Origin of the sequence: Bradyrhizobium sp., assembly GCF_016213215.1 — a bacterium.
GTDB lineage: Bacteria > Pseudomonadota > Alphaproteobacteria > Rhizobiales > Xanthobacteraceae > Bradyrhizobium.
Genome location: NZ_JACRAW010000098.1, coordinates 57589 through 77340, shown reverse-complemented (window position 1 = coordinate 77340; position 19752 = coordinate 57589). Strand labels below are relative to the sequence as shown.

The 19752-nt window shown below is 62.8% G+C and carries 19 protein-coding genes, 1 tRNA gene and 1 pseudogene; 9 read left to right on the top strand and 12 right to left on the bottom strand.

Translation table 11 applies throughout. The features are described 5' to 3' along the window. The first annotated feature begins 12 nt into the window (after positions 1 to 12). The 5 genes and pseudogenes from HY852_RS17215 to HY852_RS17195 all read left to right on the top strand — a co-directional run bounded on the left by HY852_RS17215 (position 13) and on the right by HY852_RS17195 (position 2310). A complete protein-coding gene (locus HY852_RS17215; RefSeq protein ID WP_291605983.1) occupies positions 13 to 483 on the top strand; it encodes a low molecular weight phosphatase family protein in 471 nt (156 codons plus the stop codon). 181 nt (positions 484 to 664) lie between these two features. After that, positions 665 to 757 (top strand): annotated as a pseudogene (locus HY852_RS27945) (low molecular weight phosphatase family protein); the annotation flags it as partial. A gap of 411 nt (positions 758 to 1168) precedes the next feature. Further along, entirely contained in the window at positions 1169 to 1798 is a 630-nt protein-coding gene (locus HY852_RS17205) for a Maf-like protein (protein ID WP_291605981.1), read from the top strand. 62 nt (positions 1799 to 1860) lie between these two features. Then, positions 1861 to 2052, top strand: a complete 192-nt coding sequence (gene yacG, locus HY852_RS17200; protein WP_291605980.1) for a DNA gyrase inhibitor YacG — start codon at positions 1861 to 1863, stop codon at positions 2050 to 2052. Between the two features lie 182 nt (positions 2053 to 2234). Beyond that, a tRNA-Phe gene (locus HY852_RS17195) sits at positions 2235 to 2310 on the top strand. Between the two features lie 440 nt (positions 2311 to 2750). Here the strand turns inward: HY852_RS17195 and HY852_RS17190 are convergent. The 4 genes from HY852_RS17190 to HY852_RS17175 all read right to left on the bottom strand — a co-directional run bounded on the left by HY852_RS17190 (position 2751) and on the right by HY852_RS17175 (position 7414). After that, positions 2751 to 4433 (bottom strand): NAD(P)/FAD-dependent oxidoreductase, encoded by a 1683-nt coding sequence (locus HY852_RS17190; RefSeq protein ID WP_291605979.1) that lies wholly within the window; start codon positions 4431 to 4433, stop codon positions 2751 to 2753. Positions 4434 to 4666: 233 nt separating this feature from the next. Next, positions 4667 to 5863: a serine hydrolase gene (locus HY852_RS17185; RefSeq protein WP_291605978.1), complete on the bottom strand. Its 1197-nt coding sequence runs from the start codon at positions 5861 to 5863 to the stop codon at positions 4667 to 4669. Positions 5864 to 6300: 437 nt separating this feature from the next. Continuing rightward, positions 6301 to 6477 (bottom strand): hypothetical protein, encoded by a 177-nt coding sequence (locus HY852_RS17180; RefSeq protein ID WP_291605977.1) that lies wholly within the window; start codon positions 6475 to 6477, stop codon positions 6301 to 6303. A 61-nt stretch (positions 6478 to 6538) separates the two neighbouring features. Then, positions 6539 to 7414, bottom strand: a complete 876-nt coding sequence (locus HY852_RS17175; protein WP_291605976.1) for a DUF4349 domain-containing protein — start codon at positions 7412 to 7414, stop codon at positions 6539 to 6541. An 882-nt stretch (positions 7415 to 8296) separates the two neighbouring features. Here HY852_RS17175 and HY852_RS17170 point away from each other — a divergent pair. Together HY852_RS17170 and HY852_RS17165 are read left to right on the top strand one after the other, a co-directional pair. Further along, positions 8297 to 9535: a CHRD domain-containing protein gene (locus HY852_RS17170; protein ID WP_291605975.1), complete on the top strand. Its 1239-nt coding sequence runs from the start codon at positions 8297 to 8299 to the stop codon at positions 9533 to 9535. Between the two features lie 243 nt (positions 9536 to 9778). Further along, positions 9779 to 10663 (top strand): alpha/beta hydrolase, encoded by an 885-nt coding sequence (locus HY852_RS17165; protein ID WP_291605974.1) that lies wholly within the window; start codon positions 9779 to 9781, stop codon positions 10661 to 10663. Between the two features lie 147 nt (positions 10664 to 10810). Here the strand turns inward: HY852_RS17165 and HY852_RS17160 are convergent, their stop codons facing one another. Continuing rightward, complete coding sequence (locus tag HY852_RS17160) at positions 10811 to 11134, bottom strand: hypothetical protein (RefSeq protein ID WP_291605973.1); 324 nt, start codon at positions 11132 to 11134, stop codon at positions 10811 to 10813. 511 nt (positions 11135 to 11645) lie between these two features. Here HY852_RS17160 and HY852_RS17155 point away from each other — a divergent pair. Next, positions 11646 to 12038 (top strand): VOC family protein, encoded by a 393-nt coding sequence (locus HY852_RS17155; RefSeq protein WP_291605972.1) that lies wholly within the window; start codon positions 11646 to 11648, stop codon positions 12036 to 12038. 1065 nt (positions 12039 to 13103) lie between these two features. Here HY852_RS17155 and HY852_RS17150 read toward each other — a convergent pair. Next, positions 13104 to 13691: a phasin family protein gene (locus HY852_RS17150; RefSeq protein ID WP_291605971.1), complete on the bottom strand. Its 588-nt coding sequence runs from the start codon at positions 13689 to 13691 to the stop codon at positions 13104 to 13106. A gap of 229 nt (positions 13692 to 13920) precedes the next feature. Further along, positions 13921 to 15417, bottom strand: coding sequence for an AMP nucleosidase (locus HY852_RS17145; RefSeq protein ID WP_291605970.1), 1497 nt, complete (start codon positions 15415 to 15417; stop codon positions 13921 to 13923). Positions 15418 to 15600: 183 nt separating this feature from the next. Here HY852_RS17145 and HY852_RS17140 point away from each other — a divergent pair, with 183 nt between their 5' ends. Further along, entirely contained in the window at positions 15601 to 16014 is a 414-nt protein-coding gene (locus tag HY852_RS17140) for a hypothetical protein (RefSeq protein WP_291605969.1), read from the top strand. A gap of 75 nt (positions 16015 to 16089) precedes the next feature. On the opposite strand, the gene HY852_RS17135 is transcribed toward HY852_RS17140, so the two are convergent. The 5 genes from HY852_RS17135 to HY852_RS17115 are packed head-to-tail and all read right to left on the bottom strand — an operon-like array spanning position 16090 to position 19691. Next, positions 16090 to 17085: a hypothetical protein gene (locus HY852_RS17135; protein WP_291605968.1), complete on the bottom strand. Its 996-nt coding sequence runs from the start codon at positions 17083 to 17085 to the stop codon at positions 16090 to 16092. Continuing rightward, positions 17082 to 17762: an ABC transporter ATP-binding protein gene (locus tag HY852_RS17130; protein ID WP_291605967.1), complete on the bottom strand. Its 681-nt coding sequence runs from the start codon at positions 17760 to 17762 to the stop codon at positions 17082 to 17084. The genes HY852_RS17135 and HY852_RS17130 overlap by 4 nt, the downstream gene beginning before the upstream one ends. After that, a complete protein-coding gene (locus HY852_RS17125) occupies positions 17759 to 18883 on the bottom strand; it encodes an FtsX-like permease family protein (RefSeq protein WP_291605966.1) in 1125 nt (374 codons plus the stop codon). The genes HY852_RS17130 and HY852_RS17125 overlap by 4 nt, the downstream gene beginning before the upstream one ends. Further along, positions 18880 to 19188 (bottom strand): hypothetical protein, encoded by a 309-nt coding sequence (locus tag HY852_RS17120; RefSeq protein ID WP_291605965.1) that lies wholly within the window; start codon positions 19186 to 19188, stop codon positions 18880 to 18882. Before HY852_RS17120 ends, HY852_RS17125 begins: the two co-directional genes overlap by 4 nt. Beyond that, entirely contained in the window at positions 19185 to 19691 is a 507-nt protein-coding gene (locus HY852_RS17115; RefSeq protein ID WP_291605964.1) for a nitrous oxide reductase accessory protein NosL, read from the bottom strand. The genes HY852_RS17120 and HY852_RS17115 overlap by 4 nt, the downstream gene beginning before the upstream one ends. Positions 19692 to 19752: the final 61 nt, after the last annotated feature.

The window sequence follows — 19752 nt, the reverse complement described above, 5'->3', positions numbered from 1 at the left end:
GAAGCGTGACGCATGAATGCGGCGCCGCCCCGCGCGCGCAATCCGCAATCGGTGCTGTTCGTCTGCGGCCTCAACAGCGTGCGCTCGCCGATGGCGGCGAGCCTGTTGCAGCACATGTTCCCGAAGACGCTGTACGTGCGCTCGGCCGGCGTGAAGAAGGGGGAGGTCGATCCCTTTGCGGTCGCCGTGATGACCGAGCTCGGTCAGGACATCTCCGCCCACAAGCCCATGACCTTCGAGGAGCTGGAGGACTGGGAGGGGCTCAATTTCGATCTCATCATCAGTCTGTCGCCCGAGGCCCATCACAAGGCACTGGAGTTGACGCGCACGCTGGCCGCCGACGTCGAGTACTGGCCGACCCAGGACCCCACCACCGCCGAAGGCAACCGCGAGCAGAAGCTGTCGGCGTATCGCGAGGTCGCCGACCAGCTCTGGCAGCACATCCGCAGGCGCTTCGCCAAGGCCGGCGCCGCGAGCGGGTAGCAGGATGAGATTAGATTGAGCTCACGCCACGGCGGAAGTGCGCTCCCTCTCCCGCTTGCGGGGGAGGGCCGGGGTGGGGGGTGCCGCCACAGATGCAGCTGTTCGAGTGGATAGTCCTTTCCCCCACCCGCCGCGCCCTGACGAGCGCGTCGACCTCCCCCGCAAGCGGGAGAGGTGGAGCGAGCAGAAGCTGTCGGCCTATCGCGATGTCGCCGACCAGCTCTGGCAGCGCATCCGCAGGCGCTTCGCCAAGGCCGGCGCCGCGAGCGGGTAGCAGGATGAGATTAGGTTGAGCTCGCGCCACGGCGGAAGTGCGCTCCCTCTCCCGCTTGCGGGGGAGGGCCGGGGTGGGGGGTGCCGCCACAGATGCAGCTGTTCGAGTGGACAGACCTTTCCCCCACCCGCGGCGCCCTGACGAGCGCGTCGACCTCCCCCGCAAGCGGGAGAGGTGGAGCGAGCTTGCGGCTCAACAGAATGTACCGACGACGCTGAGCCCGGCCATTGTCACGGAAATACAAACCCGCTGTTCCTCGCCGTAACAACGGCGTCACAGACAGCGGGCACAGGCTTGTTGGGATGCGCGAATCAGCTTCGCCGTCGTCCGTTCCCGGGTTGTGAAAGCAGCCCCCTTCCGATAGGTTCCGCGCGCAATTCACCCCCTGCTTCGCATCCCGACATCCGCACAATGCTTGGCCGACCCAAATTCGTTCTTGCTTCCGGTTCGCCGCGGCGTCTGGCGCTGCTCAATCAGGCCGGCATCGAGCCCGATGCGCTGCGCCCGGCCGATGTCGACGAGACGCCGAGGCGGGGCGAGCTGCCGCGCGCCTGCGCCAACCGGCTGGCGCGCGCCAAGGCCGATGCCGCCCTCAAGTCGGTTCAGCTCGACGACGAGTTGCGCGGGGCCTACATCCTCGCCGCCGACACCGTGGTGGCGGTCGGCCGCCGCATCCTGCCCCAGGCCAACCTGGTGGACGAGGCCTCGCAGTGCCTGCGGCTGCTGTCAGGCCGCAACCACCGCGTCTACACCGCGATCTGCCTGGTGACGCCGCGCGAGGCCTTCCGCCAGCGCCTGATCGAGACGCGGGTGCGCTTCAAGCGCCTGTCCGAGGACGACATCCAGGCCTATATCGGCTCCGGCGAATGGCGCGGCAAAGCCGGCGGCTATGCCGTGCAGGGCATCGCCGGCTCGTTCGTGGTCAAGCTGGTCGGCTCCTACACCAACGTCGTCGGCCTGCCGCTCTACGAGACCACCACCCTGCTCGCCGGCGAGGGGTTCCCGATCCGCTTCGGCTGGCTCAATGCGGTGACTGTCTGAGGCCGGAACCTTGCGGCCTGGCGCCCCTTATTCCGGCTGGTTCAGCTAACCTCGGCCCCCCAATGGCGGATGAATCCAGGAAAGACGGCGAAAGCCGCCCCAAACCAAGATCCTGCCCGATCTGCGGCAAGCCGGCGCAACAGGCGACGCGGCCGTTCTGCTCGTCGCGCTGCCGGGATGTCGACCTGCATCGCTGGCTGTCCGGCTCCTACGTCATCCCCGGCCGCGAGGGCGACGAGGACAATGTGGAATAGCGTGTTGCTTCAATAACTTGTGGCGGCAGCCGGGCTTCGCCCATGGGGCTGCGCCGGGCACCCTCTGCCTTTCAGCCTCGGGTGGCCTCGCCACGCGAAGCCGAAGGCGAAGCGTGGTAGACAGGCCGCCCTCGGGCCACTATAAACCGCCCGCTCGATGGGCCTTGGGCCCTTCCTGTGACGCCCAGGTAGCTCAGTTGGTAGAGCATGCGACTGAAAATCGCAGTGTCGGTGGTTCGATTCCGCCCCTGGGCACCAGAACTTTTTTCCTAACGCGCTACCCACATCCTATTGCGACCCAGGAATCGAACTGCGGCCGATCTTGTGGCTGTGAATAGTGCGAGACAGCAGCCGCAGTTATCCCGGTGCACTATGTAATCCGGTTGGCGCTCATGTGGTTTCGGCACCGGCTACGATAGCGCGGCTTGAGCTTACCGCCGGCGAGCATGCTGATTATTCGTTCTAGCTGCTGATGACTGGCAATTATCTGAGCATCGTTGTGGCGTCGGCGGTGCCGGTTTCAATGCCAAGCGCGGTGATCATCGAGACATTGCCGATAGATCTGGGGGCGCAAGGCGACGGCGCGTCCGGTGGCAATCGTCACGCTGACGAATCGCACGTTGAATATCGAACGTTTTCACGAGTGCTTCCCGGGAGCGGCGACACTGGACGCCGCTCCCTTGCAACGATTGTCTGGTCTATTCCGCCGCAATCGGGTGCATTGTCCCGCCCTGACCCCGGCTCGCGAACACGAAGCCCTCGTAGCCGTTCTCGGCGATCTCGGCGCACTTCCTGCGATAGCCGCCGACTCCTTCGGGGCCTAGATATGGCAAGAAGCGGCGCGTCTTGCCCTCGATGTTGGCGCCCATGTACCAGGAATTGGCGGTGGGCATCAGCGTCGCGCTCACGACCTCGGCGACATGGGCGCCCCACGCGTCCTGTGCCTCGGGAGCAGGCTCGATGGTCGTCAGCTTGTTTCTCCGCATATGCGCGATGCAGTCGGTGATCCATTCGACATGCTGCTCGATCGACACCGGCATGTTCGACAGGACCGAGGGGCTTTGCGGGCCTGTGATCATGAACAGGTTCGGATAGCCGGCGACAGCCACTCCCAGGTAGGTCTGCGGGCCGTCCTCCCACTCCTGCGCCAGCGCCCTGCCGCCGCGGCCCTTGATGCCGAGTTTCGTGAGCGGTCCGGTCAGCGCATCGAAGCCGGTCGCGACCACGATGATGTCGAGCGGATACTCCTTGCCGCCGGCGCGAATGCCATCCGGCGTAATTTCCTCGATCGGACCATCGGTGCTCGCGTCCACCAGCAGCACGTTCTTCTTGTTGAACGTTTCGAAGTAGTTGGTGTCCAGCGGCTGGCGCTTGGTGCCGTAGGGGTAGGTTTTCGGCGTCAGTTTCTCGGCGACCACCGGATCGTTGACGGTCGAGCGGATCTTGCGCTTGAGGTAGTCGGCCACGACATCGTTCGCCTCCTTGGAGAAGAACATGTCCTGGTAGTTGCCCAGCCAGAATGCGAAGCCGCCGGTGTCCCACATCCTGTCGAACTCCCGCTCGCGCTCCTCGGGTGTCGACTCGAGCACCGACTTCGGGATGAAATTCAGCTCGAAACCGAAGAACGAATCCTTGATGCGCTGGCGAATCGCGTCGTAATCGGCCTTGCGCGCCCTGGTCACCTCGGGATCGACATGGCCGTTGCGCGCCGGCACGCAAAAAGCGGGCGTGCGCTGAAACACCGTCAGGTGCTTGGCCTGTTGCGCGATCTCCGGGATCGCCTGCACCGCGGTGGCTCCGGTGCCAATGACACCGACGCGCTTGGCGGTGAAGTCGACGCCGTCATGCGGCCACTGGCTGGTGTGGTAGCACTTGCCCTTGAAAGAGCCCAGGCCTTTGAACTGCGGCACATTGGCGGTCGAGAGGGAGCCGACGGCGGTGATGACAAAGCGGGCCCTGGCAACGTCGCCCTTGTCGGTACGCACCGTCCAAAGCTCGCTACCTTCGTCGAAGACGACCTCGACGACGCGCTTTCCGAACTGGATGTCGGGTTTGAGGTCGAAGCGCTCGGCGCAATGTTCGAGGTAGCGCAGGATCTCGTCCTGCTCCGGATAGCGCTCGGACCAGTGCCATTCCTGGAGCAGGTTCTTGTCGAATGTGTAGCAGTAGATGTAGCTGTCGGAGTCGCAGCGAGCGCCCGGATATCGATTCCAGTACCAGGTCCCGCCGACGCCGTCGCCGGCCTCGAACACGGTGACGTTCATGTCGAGTTTGTCGCGCAGCGAATGCAGCATGTACATGCCGGAGAATCCGGCGCCGATGATGATGGCATCGAAATCGGCTTTCGCATCTGCCCTTTGTGCATCAACCTGCACATCCATGACACACCTCCTGTTGTGAGCACTTTCTTGTACGTTCAGTTGTGTTGTCGCCACGCATCCGGTCGCAGCGGGCAGCACGGCAGGGAGAACGGTCGCGACACCGCGTCCCCAACGCTGCGCTGATTGCGCCGCTGTAAGACTGCGCTCGCCGGAACGTGGTGAAGCACGCCACGGCCTGCGCCGACCGTTTCCCTCAAGGGGCGTGGTGGCGCAGGCCGTATCGCTCGCCAGCGCTAGGCTGCCGCGCGCGCCTCACCAGTCGCATAGGCGGCCGTCTCGAAGTCCAGGGAGCCGCCGAACGAAGCCGGATCGCCGAAGGGAAGGATCTGCGTCGCCCAATATCCTCCGAACCCATTCTTCCGATCGATCCAGTAGAACGTGTTGGCGAGCCCTGCCCATCCAATCGCGCCGGCTGGCCGGCCGGTGGGCGCGTCCTCGTCGTTGACCATGAAGGTATACGACCAGGATTTCTTCAGGCCGGGGAAGAACTCGGCATCGTTCGATAATGTCGGAATGATGCCGGGCAGCATGACCACGGTCTGGTGCGCTTGCAGTCCGTTGCGGACGGCGACCTCGATAGTTTCCTTGTTGAGCACGCGGCCGTGCGGCCCCACTCCATCGTTCAGCCACATGCGGATGAATTTCATATACTCGCCGATGGAGGCGTAGAGTCCGTGGCCGCCCATGTGGACTTCCGGGTCAGGCGGCAATTGCATATCTGGAAGCGGCGTCAGTGACCCGTCGGCTTCGCGCTGGTGAATAGCGGCAAGCCGTGACCGCATTGAAGGGGTCAGCGAGAACGCGATGTCCTCCATCCCGAGCGGCGTAAAGATCCGCTCCTTCATCACCTCGCCGAGGCGTTTGCCGCGAATGCTCTCGACGATCTGGCCGCACCAGTCAATGTTGCTGCCGTATTCCCACTTTTCACCGGGATCGAACAGCAGCGGTGTCATCAATGATGCCTTCGAGCAGGTCACCACGCTCGGCTGCCCGCGCTCTTGCGCGAGGCGCAGGTAGTTGGCGTTGAAGAAGTCGTATCCGAGACCGGCCGTGTGCAGCATCAGCATGCGGGTGGTGATGTCGCGCTTCGGCGCCCGCAGCTTCGGATTGCCGCTTGCATCGAATCCTTCGAGCACTTCGAGCTTGCCGATATCGGGGACGTAGGTCTTGGCGGGAGCGTCCAGATCGAGTCTTCCCTCTTCGAGGCATTGCAGGATCGCTGTGCCGGTGATCGCTTTCGTGGTCGAGAAAATGGCGAAGACCGTGTCGGTCGTCATTGCCGGGCCGCCGAGGACACGCTCGCCAGTGGCGCCTTCATAGATATTGGCCGAGCGACTGGTGATCATCGCCACCACGCCCGGAACGCGGGGCTTGCCAGTCACGACCCTTTGCAGGATCCCGTCACATGCGCCTCTTAAGTTGTTAGCCATTGCCGTTCCTCCCGTTTGAAGTTCGCCAGTTCTGATCCTGCTTTCTCGACAGGCCGCCAGCAGTTCGCGTGGAACGATGTCAACCGTGGTCAGGCGTTCAGTCGGGCTCCAGTCCGATCATCCCAACGCTGGTCGCGCAAACGAAAATCCCACTGCTGCCGAAGCGGCAATCGTGGTTGCGCTTTGAACATGATCTTGCTTTAGGTCAGTCGCGTGTGTCGACCGAGCGTCGGGAAGACTAGAACGAATTCGTAGAGGCCGCTACGAGTTTTCGTTTGGCATCAGAAGGGCGTTCTTTTTGCCGAGGCACGTCAGCGATGCTGACAATTGATGCCTCCGCTCTGCGCCATGTGCGGACGACGGTTCCAAACCTCGCGGACCTGTCTCGCTGGGAGCAGATGGGAGCGCGCCTGCATCCGAAGCGGGTGGTCCGCGCTTTAATCGCAACTCGACAACATCTCCTGGAGCATGAACTCGACCGAGCGCGGCGACATTTCGAGTTCGGCAAATCCAGGCAACTCCGGCGCCGACACGGGATCGACCTGCATCAGCTCCACTTGATTGCGGGTGAGGGTTGGATTCGGCCGGATTCCGGAGGCCATTCTGCGATCCATGATCGCTTTTCCTGTGCCGAGCCGAGTTCTTTGAGAAAACGATGCGCAGCGGGGCCCCCGATCATCCGGCCGGGCGCTCGGGACGGGTTACGCTCATCAGGAATTTCACAAGTACGACGCATATCCACAGCCCGGCGACGATGCCGAGGAAGCCGAGGCCCAGGGCAAGATAAGCCCCGGCCGTCCACTCCAGTGCGCTCAACACGAGAAACCGCCATGCACGCGGACGAGCAATCGTTTTCTCGCGCAGGCCGAATTTGATCGTAACAAACTCGTTGTTGCTGTCGAAATCTCCCAGCGACACGCCCAGCTCCTGCATCTTCTCTTCAATCTCACTCAGACGATTTTGAAGGTTCAGCCGCTCATCGATCGACCCTCCCGCGGCCTGCAGCTTCTGCAGTTGCGTGCGTGCGGCCTCGAGCGACGCGCGATGCGCCCTTAGTCTCAGGTATTCGTTGGTCTTGTCGTTCCTGACGACATTGAACGAGGTCGTCGTCCCGATAGCGCGCATCGCGGACAACAGCTCGTCAAAACGGTCCGGCGGCACACCGATGCCAAGCTGCAGATCGCGATTGCCGGGCAAGCCCGACATCATCTCGAACTGTACCAGCGCCGCGTGCGTCTTGATCTCATCGTTCGCCTTTTGACGATCCTGCTCGAACGATGAGCTCGCCGCGCCGACAGAGGCAATTCTTTCGTATTTCTGCTGTAAGCCGATCCCCGCGGGCACTGCGGGAGCCGCGGGTGCCTCGCCCTTGAATTTCACCGACGCGTAGTTTCGCTGCTTTGTCTCGAATTCGACGGCCAGCCTCCTCGAACCGTCTGCAGGCGTAGCTCCGTTCGAAAGAACCCATAGACGAAAACCGAACAAGGCCATGAAGACCAATATCGCCGCGACGCCGGCGTGCCAGAGTTTGAACTTCTCGATTCTCACCATTTGATCTGCCTCGCCAGGCGTGCCGCTTGATGGACTGGCTGCCGGTTGCTTTCCGGATGCGCGGCGCTGAGACGGCTCCGCACCCCCGCTACAGGGTCGCGCCCGGCGGCGTGCAGGTTCACTTTCGAGAGCTGTTCTGGACCCTTTCGGCTGCGATGCGGCACCACTGAGACTGCTTCTCATGACCATGGTTCGTTGGGGTGGGTCGAGCCATGCCACCCACCACGTCCGCGTGATGGGGTCCGATTCGTTCACTGCTGCGCGAAACGCGCGGCGGTCGCTCCCTTCGTTTGTCAAATGACGGCGTGCCCGCCTTCAGCAGGTCGGCAAGAGATGGCCGAACGAAATCGGGCTCGTCGGGCCAACAGGGCGGGAAGATCATGTCGCCTCTCCTGGCGCCAATCGGATGGATCGCGACCATCTTCACATTCGGATCGCTGACGGCTGCGGCGAGGGGGTTAGCTGCGGGGGCGCGAAAGCCCTCCTGAAGTTCCACATCTGCTCGAGCCGACATGGCGATCGGAACTGATGGTACCAAGGACAGGCGCGATCGAGATGCACACGGAAGTTGGAGCCGAGCGCAATTTCAGCTTCGGCATCCGAAGATGGCCTCGATCACAATGCGTCGATCGCAACAAGCAAATCACAATAACGCCCAGTCGATGGTCTACGGCGGGGAACCCAGGTTGGCGCGATCCAGCGATCCCTTGTCCTCGGCCGAAATGCAGCGAGAAGGATAGCGCGCCGATTCCGCGATAGTCGAAGCGGAGCGACGCGGCGCCTGATCCATGCCGGCCCGAGCCGGGTACAACACCTGCCACGCCTGCACGCCGGCATCGCTGGCCGCCAAGACCTGCTGAGCAAAGAGCACAGGAGGCTCGCATGTCCACAGCGTTCCGCGTGGTTCTCGAAGGCACTCAGGAAGTCCCCCCGAACAACTCGACTGCAAGCGGTCTCGGCACCGTCATCTTTGACAGCACGGAAGTTGCCGCGAGCTATACGTTTCAAATCGAGGGGGTCGATTATGGCCCCGTTACGGGTGGTCCCGCCCAGACGCCGTCGCCCCTGGACGACGTCACCTCCACGCATTTTCACAATCAAGTGCGGGGAGCAAACGGGCCCGTTGTCTTCGGGCAGATCAACCCCGCCCAGGACGGCGATGATCTCAACATCGCCCTGAATGCGGATGGCTCCTGGACGGTAAGTGGTCGATGGGAGACGACGGACCCCGCCAGCGTTTCAATCACCAACTTCGCCGACGAATTCGGCTCGGCTCCGGTGGGATCGGAGATCCCAATCTATTTCAACGTCCATACCAATCAATTCCAAGGAGGCGAGATCCGGGGTCAGTTGATCGCGATCGCAGATGACAACGACAACGTCGTCGTCGGAACGCAGGGCGACGATTTTCTTCCCGGGCTCGGCGGCAATGATATCATCCGCGGCCTTGCCGGGAACGACAGACTTGAAGGTGGCGCCGGCGACGACATTATCAGGGGCGGCAAGGGAGACGACGATATCAATACGGGCGCCGGCGATGACCTGGTTTTCGGCGGTCGCGGCAACGACACGGTTGGCGGCATGGCCGGAAAGGATACGGTCTTCGGCGGTGCCGGCGATGACTTCATCGCCTGGAACGACCCTACGGGCGATGTCGTGTTTGGGGGCGCCGGGAATGACACGCTGCGCGGCGGCGACGTTGCCGCCGACACGATCTTTGGGGGTGCGGGTGACGACCTCATCCGGGCGGTCGCCAACCAGCAGTTGGCGGACCACGCGCCCGACCGCCTGTTCGGAGACGGCGGCAATGACACCATCATCGGCGGCAATGCCGATGATACGATCGAAGGCGGCCCCGGCGACGACAACCTCGCCGGTTTCGGTGGGGCTGATCAGTTTGTCTTTCGCGAGTCTGAACCAGGCAATGATCTCATCGTCGACTTCGACGTAACGCAGGACCTCGTGGTGTTGGATGGCTTTGGCGCCGAATTCGACCCGCTGGACAATCTGAGCGCGGCACCTTCGGGCGCCACCCTTGCTCTCGGTGGGGGCAGTCAGGTGCTATTCCTGGGTCGCCTTCCGAACGAGTTTGACGCCGCGGATTTCCTCGTGACCGCTTGAGGTCGCGCAGGCGGGCCGGATCTCCGGCCCGCCTGTGATGCGGCCCCCACTGAGCTGCTTCTCATGACCGTGGGGTGGGTCGAGCCAAGCGAACCCAGGTGATGGGTTTCACTTCGTTCAACCCATCCTGCGAGCTGACCGAAGCGGACTTCGGCTCTGGCCCGAGCGCATGATCCGTTGATAGGGTGGTTTTAGTCGGTATGCACCCGAATCGCGCCCATACGAAACTGAGTCATTGCACCAATGCCCGGTCCGCAAAGTCGATACTACGAATCCCAAGGCTTGCATTTGCATTATGCCGACTGGGGTAACGATGCAGCGCCGCCCCTGATACTGATCCATGGTGGTCGCGATCATTGCCGTAGCTGGGACCTGATCGCCCGATCGCTGCGGCGTCACTATCACGTGCTGGCGCCCGACCTTCGTGGTCACGGAGACTCGGAGTGGACGAACGGCGGCAGCTACAGCCTGCCCGAATACGTCTACGACCTGGCGCGTTTGGTGCGCCTCACCGGAGCGAACGAAGCTGCAATGGTCGGCCACTCGATGGGCGGCATGATTGGGCTTGCCTTCGCAGGCACCTTCCCGGACAAGGTGTCGAGTCTGGTCGTTCTTGACGGTGTAGTCGTCTCCCCGAATACGCAGAAGGCGCCGACGCACGAACGTATTGCGAAGTGGATTTCCCAGCTCGACGGACTCGAAGAGCGAAAGCCTCGCTGCTATCGCACCGTCGCGGAAGCGGCCGCGCAAATGTCGGCGCACAACAAGCGCCTGACCCCCGAACTGGCCCTGCATCTCGCCAATCATGGCGTCAGGCAAAACGCGGACGGGACCTACAGCTGGAAATTCGATCCATACCAGCGGGCAATGGCGCCCCACCGGCTCTGGCCGGAAGATCATTTTGCGCTGTGGTCACGCATCACCTGCCCCACGCTGCTGCTGAGTGCGAACGAGAGCTTTCTCGGCGATGCCGAAGCCAGGGGAGTGGCGAACTATTTCAAACAGGCGCGAGCAGAAACCGTGTCGGGTGCAGGGCACTGGCTTCATCACGACAAGCCTGATGAGGTCCTCAGGCTGGTCCGTTCATTCCTCGGACTGCCCGACGAAATCGCCAGCGCCGCGGTCTGATGACCTTGCCGCGGGCGCAGGTCGCCCGAAGTGTGCAGGATGCGTTGATGCCTTGCTGACGGCCCAACAGGCGCGCGGGCGGGTCGCCGAATAGAACGCGGCCAAAGAAAAAGCCCGCATCGCTGCGGGCTCCTTTGTCGTCGTTGTTTACCAGCGGTAGCCGCCGCTGCCGAAGCTGAAGCTGATCCCCGGTCCTCCGCCATAATATCCATACGGTCCACCACCATAGTAGCCGCCGTATGGCCGGTTGTAGTAGCCGTAGCTCCTGTAGGGCCGGTAGTAGCCGCCGTAGCTCCTGTAGGGCCGGTAATAGCCATGCCGGTAACCATGCCGTCTGTGCGAACTGAAGTCCGTCGATTCGCTGGCTTGCATGCCCGGCTTCGCCTTGCTGTCGATCGTCGCCGCGTTCGCCGCAGATCCACCGGCGAGCGCCGCGGCGCCCACAGCCACCGCAACAACCAAGTTCTTCATTCCATTACTCCCCATTACTCCGAGTTCCACTTGTGTGGGATGATAACGGAAACGCGATCGGCCTGTTCCAGCGCGCGACATTAAGAATCCGACAGGTGCCTGAATGGTTGTTCAGAATTGAACGGCGCCACGATGTTGAGCGCGATTCTTGATGTTCATCTTCTGCGCGGCACGCAGCCACACTCGTCCGGTACTGGGCGCCAAAGGGCCTCCATCGCTGCTGTCTTGAAGCCAAAGCCTGGGGCAAGCAGAATTCGAATTACACCCGCCACCGGGTTGATCGGGCCATCCTCCGCAAACACATTTTCCTGAACACGGTGATGTGGTCCTGATGCATGGGCGCCACCGATCCCATTTCCTGATTTCGCAGCGGCTGCTCTCGTTGCTTTCGTAGCAAGGACCGTCAGGCAAACGGTTCCGAGTGCGCGATGCTTTGAGTGGCGGCTGTGCATGGCGGCTGTCGGGGGCTCCTGAACCGCTATCCCGACCATGGCAACCAAGGAGGTGGAGCATGAGCGTCGAATTCAACCATACCATCGTCTGGTCGCGCGACAGCAAGGCTTCTGCCACGTTTCTTGCCGACATCCTGAACCTGGAGCCGCCGCGAAAATGGGGCCCCTTCCAGGTCGTCGCAACGGCCAACGGCGTCAACGTTGATTTCATGGACGCCGAAGAGGACATCAGGAAACAGCACTATGCTTTCCTGGTGAGCGAAGCGGAGTTTGACCAGATCTTCGCGCGCCTTCGGGAGCGCGGACTGGCCTACTGGGCCGATCCGGGCCGCACCAAGAAGGGTGAGATCAATCGTCACGACAACGGACGGGGCCTCTATTTCGAAGATCCAAGCGGCCATCTGCTCGAGGTCATGACGCGCTCCTACGGCAGCGGCGGGTGGAATCCCTGACGCCTGACGCGACAAGTATCCGCTCCGCGGTGCACCATGCTCGACAGGCAAATCACCGCAAAACCTGTCAAGCCCGGTCGACGAAAATATTTCGCTTTTCCAGAATTCGGAATTGGCGTATATGCGATCTGTCTCACCCGATACGAGGGGCGGTTCGCGAGTCGTCAGAAGCGCGGGTTGGGATGCGGTGGACGCGACTGCGTCGTGCGCGAGGAGCGTTGCAGGGCGGGCCTCAAGTCCGTGAGCAAGGCTTTCGCGGGGACGAACGGCGCTGAAAGCGTCTTCGCTTAAGGCTTCGAGGGTGAGCACACGCCAGCCCTCGAACGCCGGGCGGGGACGTGCGCGGACGGCTAAATCGTGTGGTCCTGGCGCCCGAAGCTGGCGTCAAGTCCGCGGAGGCGCTCACCCCGACCGGGTGTGAGGTGCTGAATATCCGCGCGGCGACGGTGGCAATAGAGCTCGTCTCACCGGGGAGATCACGACATAAGCCGTTAAAACCATCCGCGCAGGGAAGGCCGGGTTGCTCCGGCTGCACTGTGGTCCAAGCCGTGTGCGTCTTGCGCACGGACCGCGGGTGCCAGCCGGCACCCGGCCTTCCCTGCGCCCTCTTCATTGAAGCGGGCGGGAAAGTGCAGCAAACCTCGGGCAGAACATGCCGCGAGAACGCGAAGTCGTGTTTGCGAATTGTACGAATGTTACCGCGAGCGACAATGTCTAACCCTCACCCCTGAGGAGCCGCGCTTGCGCGGCGTCTCGAAGGGCGAGGGGCACCAGCGGGGGCCGTCATCCTTCGAGACGCGCTTCGCGCTCCTTCAGGATGAGGAATTGGCAATTGCGTCATTGCGAGGAGCGAAGCGACGAAGCAATCCAGACTGCCGCAGCGAAGACATTCTGGATTGCTTCGCTCCGCTCGCAACGACGATGCGGATGCAGGAGCGCGACAAATCCTCAGTCGTCATACCCGGGCAACAGCGCGCAGGATGGGTAGAGCGCAGCGAAACCCATCTTCTTCCGCGTGATGGGTTTCATTTCGTTCAACCCCTCCTGCAACCTCGGTGCACTGGATCAGCGCGCTTTGGGCATCCCGGGCACCAGGCCCTCCAGACGCTGCAGATTCTGTCTGCCCAGTTCCTTGTGGAGCTCACGGATCTTGTGCGCGTCGGCCACGAACGTGTCGCAAGCCTGCCTGACGAAATCGGCCTGAAGCTCAAGAGCCTTGTCGAGCGACCGCACGCCCGCGATCTGCTCGAAAAAGGACTTGGTCTGTTCGAGCGACTTCCTGCTGTAGTCGCCGTAGGCATTCGCGATGGTCTGCAGGCTGACCGGGACGGTTTCCGGCGGCGCGGCCAAGGCGACTGGAGCGCCCTCGGTGTTCGTCGTCTCAGCCGGGGTATTTTCACCCGAGGCCGTCGGTGCGCTGATCTGCTCGCTCATCGGTTCGCTGATCTGCGCCTGGTCGCCCTGCGATGGCTCCGGGGTGATGCTCTGCAGTTGGTCCGCGCTGGCGCCCTGCGATGCATCCGGACTGGGGCTCTGCTGCTGGCCGGATTTGCGGCTCCGCTGTCCGGTCTTGCGGTTCCGCTGCCCGGACTTTCCGGTCGGTTTGTCGCCGTCTGCACTCAACATGATCGATAACCCCGTGCCTTTGAACATGAATCGAACTGCAAACCTCGTTCACCTTTGCGCTGAAATCGCGGTTGCGGCTTGTCCATCGCGCGGCGGTGATGTGTTGAGATTTGTGAAGTGGAACTCGCGAACCGCGCGGCAGAAGCGGTGATCATTTCGGCGGTGGTTTTCGTCGGCGGTCATCGGATCCGCAATTATCGACGCTCTTTACAGGGGGAAGATGACGCAGGGAGACCATCACGGCGCGGCGGCCGGTCTACTGAAACGCCACTTCGGCGAAACTTCGCAGCTTGCGCGAATGCAGGCGTTCGGATTCCTGGTCCTTGAGCTTTTCGAGCGCGTTCAGGCCGATCTGGAGATGCTGGCCGACGCGCTGCCGATAGAATTCGCTGGCCATGCCGGCGAGCTTGATTTCGCCATGAAGAGGCTTGTCCGATACGCACAGCAGGGTGCCGTAGGGAACGCGGAAGCGAAAGCCGTTGGCGGCGATCGCCGCCGACTCCATGTCGAGGGCGATGGCGCGCGACTGCGACAGGCGTTGGATGATTGCGGGGCCCCCGATCTCCCAATTGCGGTTGTCGACGCTCGCAACGGTTCCGGTGCGCATCAGGTGCTTCAGTTCGAAACCCGTGAGCCCGGTGATTTCGCCGACCGCCTCCTCGAGTGCGACCTGCATCTCGGCCAGTGCCGGTATCGGCACCCAGAGCGGCAGCTCGCGGTCGAGCACGTGGTCCTCGCGTACGTAACCATGGGCGAGGACGTAATCGCCAAGCCGCTGCGTGCTTCTCAGGCCCGCGCAATGCCCCAGCATCAGCCAGGCATGCGGCCGCAGCACGGCGACATGGTCGGTGATGTTGCGGGCATTCGACGGACCGGTCCCGATGTTGATCAGGGTAGTGCCTCGATAGCCCGGCTGGACGAGATGAAAAGCCGGCATCTGCGGAGTGCGCTCGGGGCCAACCCCACGCGTGCCGCCTCCAAGACGGGCGCTGCGCACCACGACATTGCCGGGGCCGACGAAAGCTTCGGGACCGATTTGACCCGAGGCGAGCCGCTCCTGACACAACTGCACAAATGCATCGACGTAGAACTGGTAGTTCGTGAAAATCACGAAATTCTGGAAGTGCTCCGGATCGGTGCCGGTGTAGTGATAGAGCCGGCGCAGCGAGTAATCGATGCGCGTCGCACGGAACAGGGAGAGCGGCTCGGGCGTTCCAGGCGGCAGCTCGAGCGTGCCGTCGGCGATCGCATCGTCCATCATGGCGGGATCGGGCGTGTCGAACACATCCCGCAATGATCGCCTGAGGATCGGGCTGGAGCCGGCGGAGACGGCCGATTCAACGTTGATGTCCCGACGATAGGCGAAATGAATGGGGATCGGCTCGTTCGACAAGCCGACTTCAACCGCAACGCCGTGATTTTGGATCAACAGCCCGATCTGCTCGGTAAGATAGGTCCGGAAAAGATCCGGCCGGGTGATGCTGGTCTCATGCACGCCGGGCCTTGCGACAAAACCGTAGGAAAGGCGCGAATCGAGCCGGACGTAGTTCGAGGTCGTGATACGTACGACCGGATAGGTGGCGCGCACGCGCGTCGTGAACGCCTCGCCGTTGGCATAGGCCTCGAAGCGGTCGCGCAGGAATTGGGTGTTGCGCTCGTAGATCTCTTCGAGGCGATCGACCGCCGCACCCGCGTCCGTGAAGGCTTCAGTCGCGACGTGCGGTGGTGTGAGGGTTGTCAGCGCGGGACACATGTGTGCAGGGCATCCTGTCGAAACGTCGTGCGATTATGGGCCTGCCATCACAAGAAGAAAAGCGGCGGCTTCGAATGAGACGCCGGTGCGCCACCACGGTTGATCCCTCGCAATGCGGGGGGCGCCGGAATAGGTATTGATGGGCCTAACCCCTTGAGCAGGCCGGGCAGTGAGGGTCACGCCATGGCATTGAACAAGTCGCAACTGAAGGCACAGCTTCAAACCAGCGCTGCCGAAATTGGCTTGGGCCTCACCGAGGACGGCGAGGACGGCCTCGAGGGCGAGAACGAGGCCATCAAGGCCAAGTGGTTTCTCGGCGGGCGCAAACTCGTCTATCGGATGTCGTTGCGTCTGGTCGAAGCAGAACATGCCGTCGTGTTTCGCGAAGCGGCGACGGAAACATCCTGGGGGCTGCCGCCGCCGACCTTGACGGTAGAGGTGGAGACGGTGAGCGGCTGGAAACGGTCGGGCGCGCGCAAGGACATCTCGCCGGGTGGTGGCGGCGAGATCGACTACGCGCGGGTGCGGGACCGTCTCGAGAAGTCGACAACCGGCGCCGGCTGGCAATTTCGCCTCGAAGGCGGGCGGCTACCGTAAGCATCGGTCGCGACCGAGATCGGCCGCGAACCGTTTGGGCCGCACCGGTGGGTGTCGAGGCCGTGGCCCCTGCCGTCACATCAAGGTCAGCCGCGACGCCATGATCTTCCACAGCGACAGGCCGCCGAACAGTGCGAAGCCGGAGATCGTCAGGATGCTCAGCCTGCCCAGCAGCGGTGGCAGGACGTCGGACAGGCTCTGTCTTGCAGGTAGTGCTGACAGCAGGCCCGCGGCCATGCCCGACCCGGTGGCGGCAAACAGCGGGATGTAGAGCAGGAAGCCGAAAAATCCGTACTCCCTCTTCAGGAGGCAGAAGGGGCAATGGTGGTGCGGCTGCTCGTAAACATGAACCGAGATGACCGATATCACGCCGGCAATTGCGATCGCGAACATGGCCGGACTGGCAAGGCCAAGGAGACGGCCCATGAGTCTGGACCGGGCGGTGCCGAAGGACAATGCGATGGTGATCGCCAATCCGCCGAAGAGGAGGACGAGCGCGAGCCTGGGCTCGATGCCGGCAAGCTCGGCCCCCGCTCCCAATCCAGCATCGCCGAACAGCTTGCCGCAGCAGGAGGTGATGGTGGAGGCCTTCAGATCGAGGAAATAGGCGAGCTGCAGGGCGGCATCGAGCACGACCAGCAGGGCGAGGAGGAGGATTCCCCAGTACTTCTGCAAGATGAAGGGGTAGTCGCGGCCCTTGTTGTCGGTCCGGTCCAGGACAAGCCAGACGAAGGCGGCGAAAAAGACTGCGATCTTGGCAACGAGCGTCGGGAAACCGTAGGAACTGGCGTTCAGCGTGCCGACGGCACACATCGCTCCGACGAAAAGCACCGCCATGCGGTCGGCATTGAATGCGAAGGCGGCAAGCGAGGCCAGTTCGACGACAGCAACGAAGGCGACGAGCGTCGAGACGAGATAGGTCGTCTTTTCGAGCTTGAGCTGCTCCTCGTTTCCGGAGGAAGGGTCCCAGCGCGCGAGCAGTCTCAGCGCGAAAACGAAGGTCGGCACCATCACCAGCGCGGAGAGAGTAGATGCCAGAACCAGCGCAAGAACGGGCGGATGCGCGATCATGGTGTTGCATCCGCGGGCCGCCCGTCGGCGAGCGTCACCAGGCGGTCGACAGTGGCCGCACCGGTGACACGCGGGTCGTGGCTGGTGACGATAACGGTCTTTCCCCGCGCCTTGAGATCGGCTGCGATGGCCAGGAAATGCGCCACTCTTTCACCATCGAGGCTGGCGGTCGGCTCGTCGGCAATGATGACCTCCGGGTCGTTGACGAGGGCGCGGGCGATGGCGACGCGCTGCACCTCGCCTCCCGACAGGATCTCGACATTGAAGTGAGCCCGATGAGCCATGCCGAAGCTCGATAGCAGCTCCATCGCGCGGGTCTTGAGACGAGCATGCGGCGTGCCGATCGGATAAGCGGGCAGCATCACGTTCTCGATCGCAGAAATTCCCCGCACCAGATTGAAGCGCTGGAATACGAATCCGAAGGTGCGACGACGCACCTCGGTCAGGAACCGTTGCGGGAGGCCGGAGACCGCTTCGCCGTTCAGGACGACCCGTCCCGAGGTGGGACGGGCCAGGCAGCCGACGATCGTGATGAGCGTCGTCTTGCCCGATCCGCTCGGGCCGGCGAACACGGTCAGGGCTTTGTCGGAAATCGTAAGGTCGGTCGCCCCCAGGGCGACCACCTCGTTCGGCCTGCCAGCGTTGTAGGTCTTGGTGACGGCGCAAAGCTCGATCATCGCATCACCTCGTCCGGGTCGGCTGAAGCGGTGCGCCAGACGGGCACCAGGATGGCCGCGACGTAGGGCAGGATCGTGAGCAGCGCGAGCGAGGTGACCTGCAACCCGTCGATTTCCTGAGTGAGGCGGAAGCGGGGATAGAGTGTGGACCAGCCTGTTAGCACCGGCTCGAAGAGGACCGCGCGGAACAGGAAGACGTGGGCATAGGCAAGGATGAAGCCGATGAGAAAGGACGTGCCCGAGACAAGTCCGCCTTCGATCAGCTTCTGGGCAATGATGTGCGAGGTGTCCCATCCGACGGCCTTCAGGATGCCGATCTCGCGCCGCTCTTCGCTGGAAAGGCCGGACGCCTTGTCGAAGGCGAAGATCGCGAAGGCAATCACCGCGCCAGCGAGGATCACCAAAACCAGCCCCTCGCGCCAACTGAAGAGGGACTCGTACGATCGGGTGAGGTCCTCGCGCGTGACGAAGCGGCGGCCCGGCAGACGGATGGCGCCCTTTTGGGCGATCGTCGCCACCTCGCGCGGGTTCGCCACGAAGAGCGCCAGATCAGTGTAGAGGTCGGGAGCAACGGAGAAGAACGCACGCAGGTCGGCTTCATTCAGGAGTACCAGATCGGAAGAGATCAGGGCGGACTTTGGGGCGATGACCGACTTGACCCTGACTTTCAGGAACTTGCCCGCCGGGGATACGAGGAAGAGGAGCTTGCCGGGCTCGAGCTTTCTCGCCCTCGCAACGCCTTCACCTACTAGCGCCTCGCCAGGTGCGGTGTCGGCATTTGCCATCAGCGTGTAGTTGGCTGCGGCGGAGCTGTCGTAGAGATAGCCCCAGAGGCGAGCTTCGCCCCGCCTCAGCCCGCGAAGCCCCCTCAAGGCGTCTAGATCGGCTGCGCGGAGCATGTCGTGGCGGCCCATGATCATTGACTGAACCACGATATCCGGGCCGGTTGAAAGCTGGGTCGCCGCTTCGCGGCGAAGCGCGGTCCCGAAGAGAAGGACCGAGCCGAGAAGGGCGACGATGCACGAATAGACGAGGATGAGGCTGAGGGTTCGCCACCTGCGGCGCAACAGCGAGGAAACGGCGAAGTCGAGGAAGTACCGGGTTCGGGAAAGCGCAGTCACGGATCAATCACCTCCAGCCTGCAGCCGGGACCGGTACGTGACGGAGCCAGGATGGATCCCGCGGGGAAGTGGTCGAGACTTCCCGGTCCGTCCTGGAAGGCGGAATGGAGATCAGCAAGGGCCGGATTGCGGGTATAGCGGGCCTCGTTCAGAAGCGTGATATCCGTCAGTGCGAGATGCGAGGCGAGTTCGCGGGTGGTAGCATCGTTGCATTGGCCGCACGCGGCTCCCGCGAGGCATCCGGCGAATGCAAGCGCAAGTCCGCCCCAAACCACCAAGGCCAAAGTCGAGCCGCGCGGTTTCATTCGAATCGACCATCATCCAGGGCGGCGAGCAGCGTCGCCGTTATGTCGGAAGCCTTCACCATGCGCTTGCCCTTGTGGTCGCGCAGGAATTCTTCGGCATCCTCTGTCGTCTCGTGAGGCACAAGTTCGTGGCCCATCGGGCCCAGCACGTCGGATCCGATGACGTAGACTGCGTTCGCAGCATCAATCATCGCCGTGTCGTAGTAGGAGGTGACACCGATCGTTGCGATCTCGGGCGCTTTGCGCCCACCCGCCCATCTCGCCATGTCGGTCAGGTATTTGTAGAGATCCTTGGCGCCGTCGAAGTGCACCGATTGGCCGTCCTTGAAGAGTACGGTAGCGATCCAGTAGCGATAGGGGGCGACGAACATGCCACAGACCGGGCAAGTATCGCGCGGTCCCGGTGCCGGCAGCTTGACGGGCGTAGCTTCGGCGCCCGTGCAAGCGAATGCGGCAAGCCCTGCGAGCATCGCACGGCGACTTGGACGAGTGGTCCTCTTCATCGAAGGTCCTTCCCGGCGGAAGCCTGGAGCTTCGCCCCCTCGCCCTGCGCGGCGCAACGGC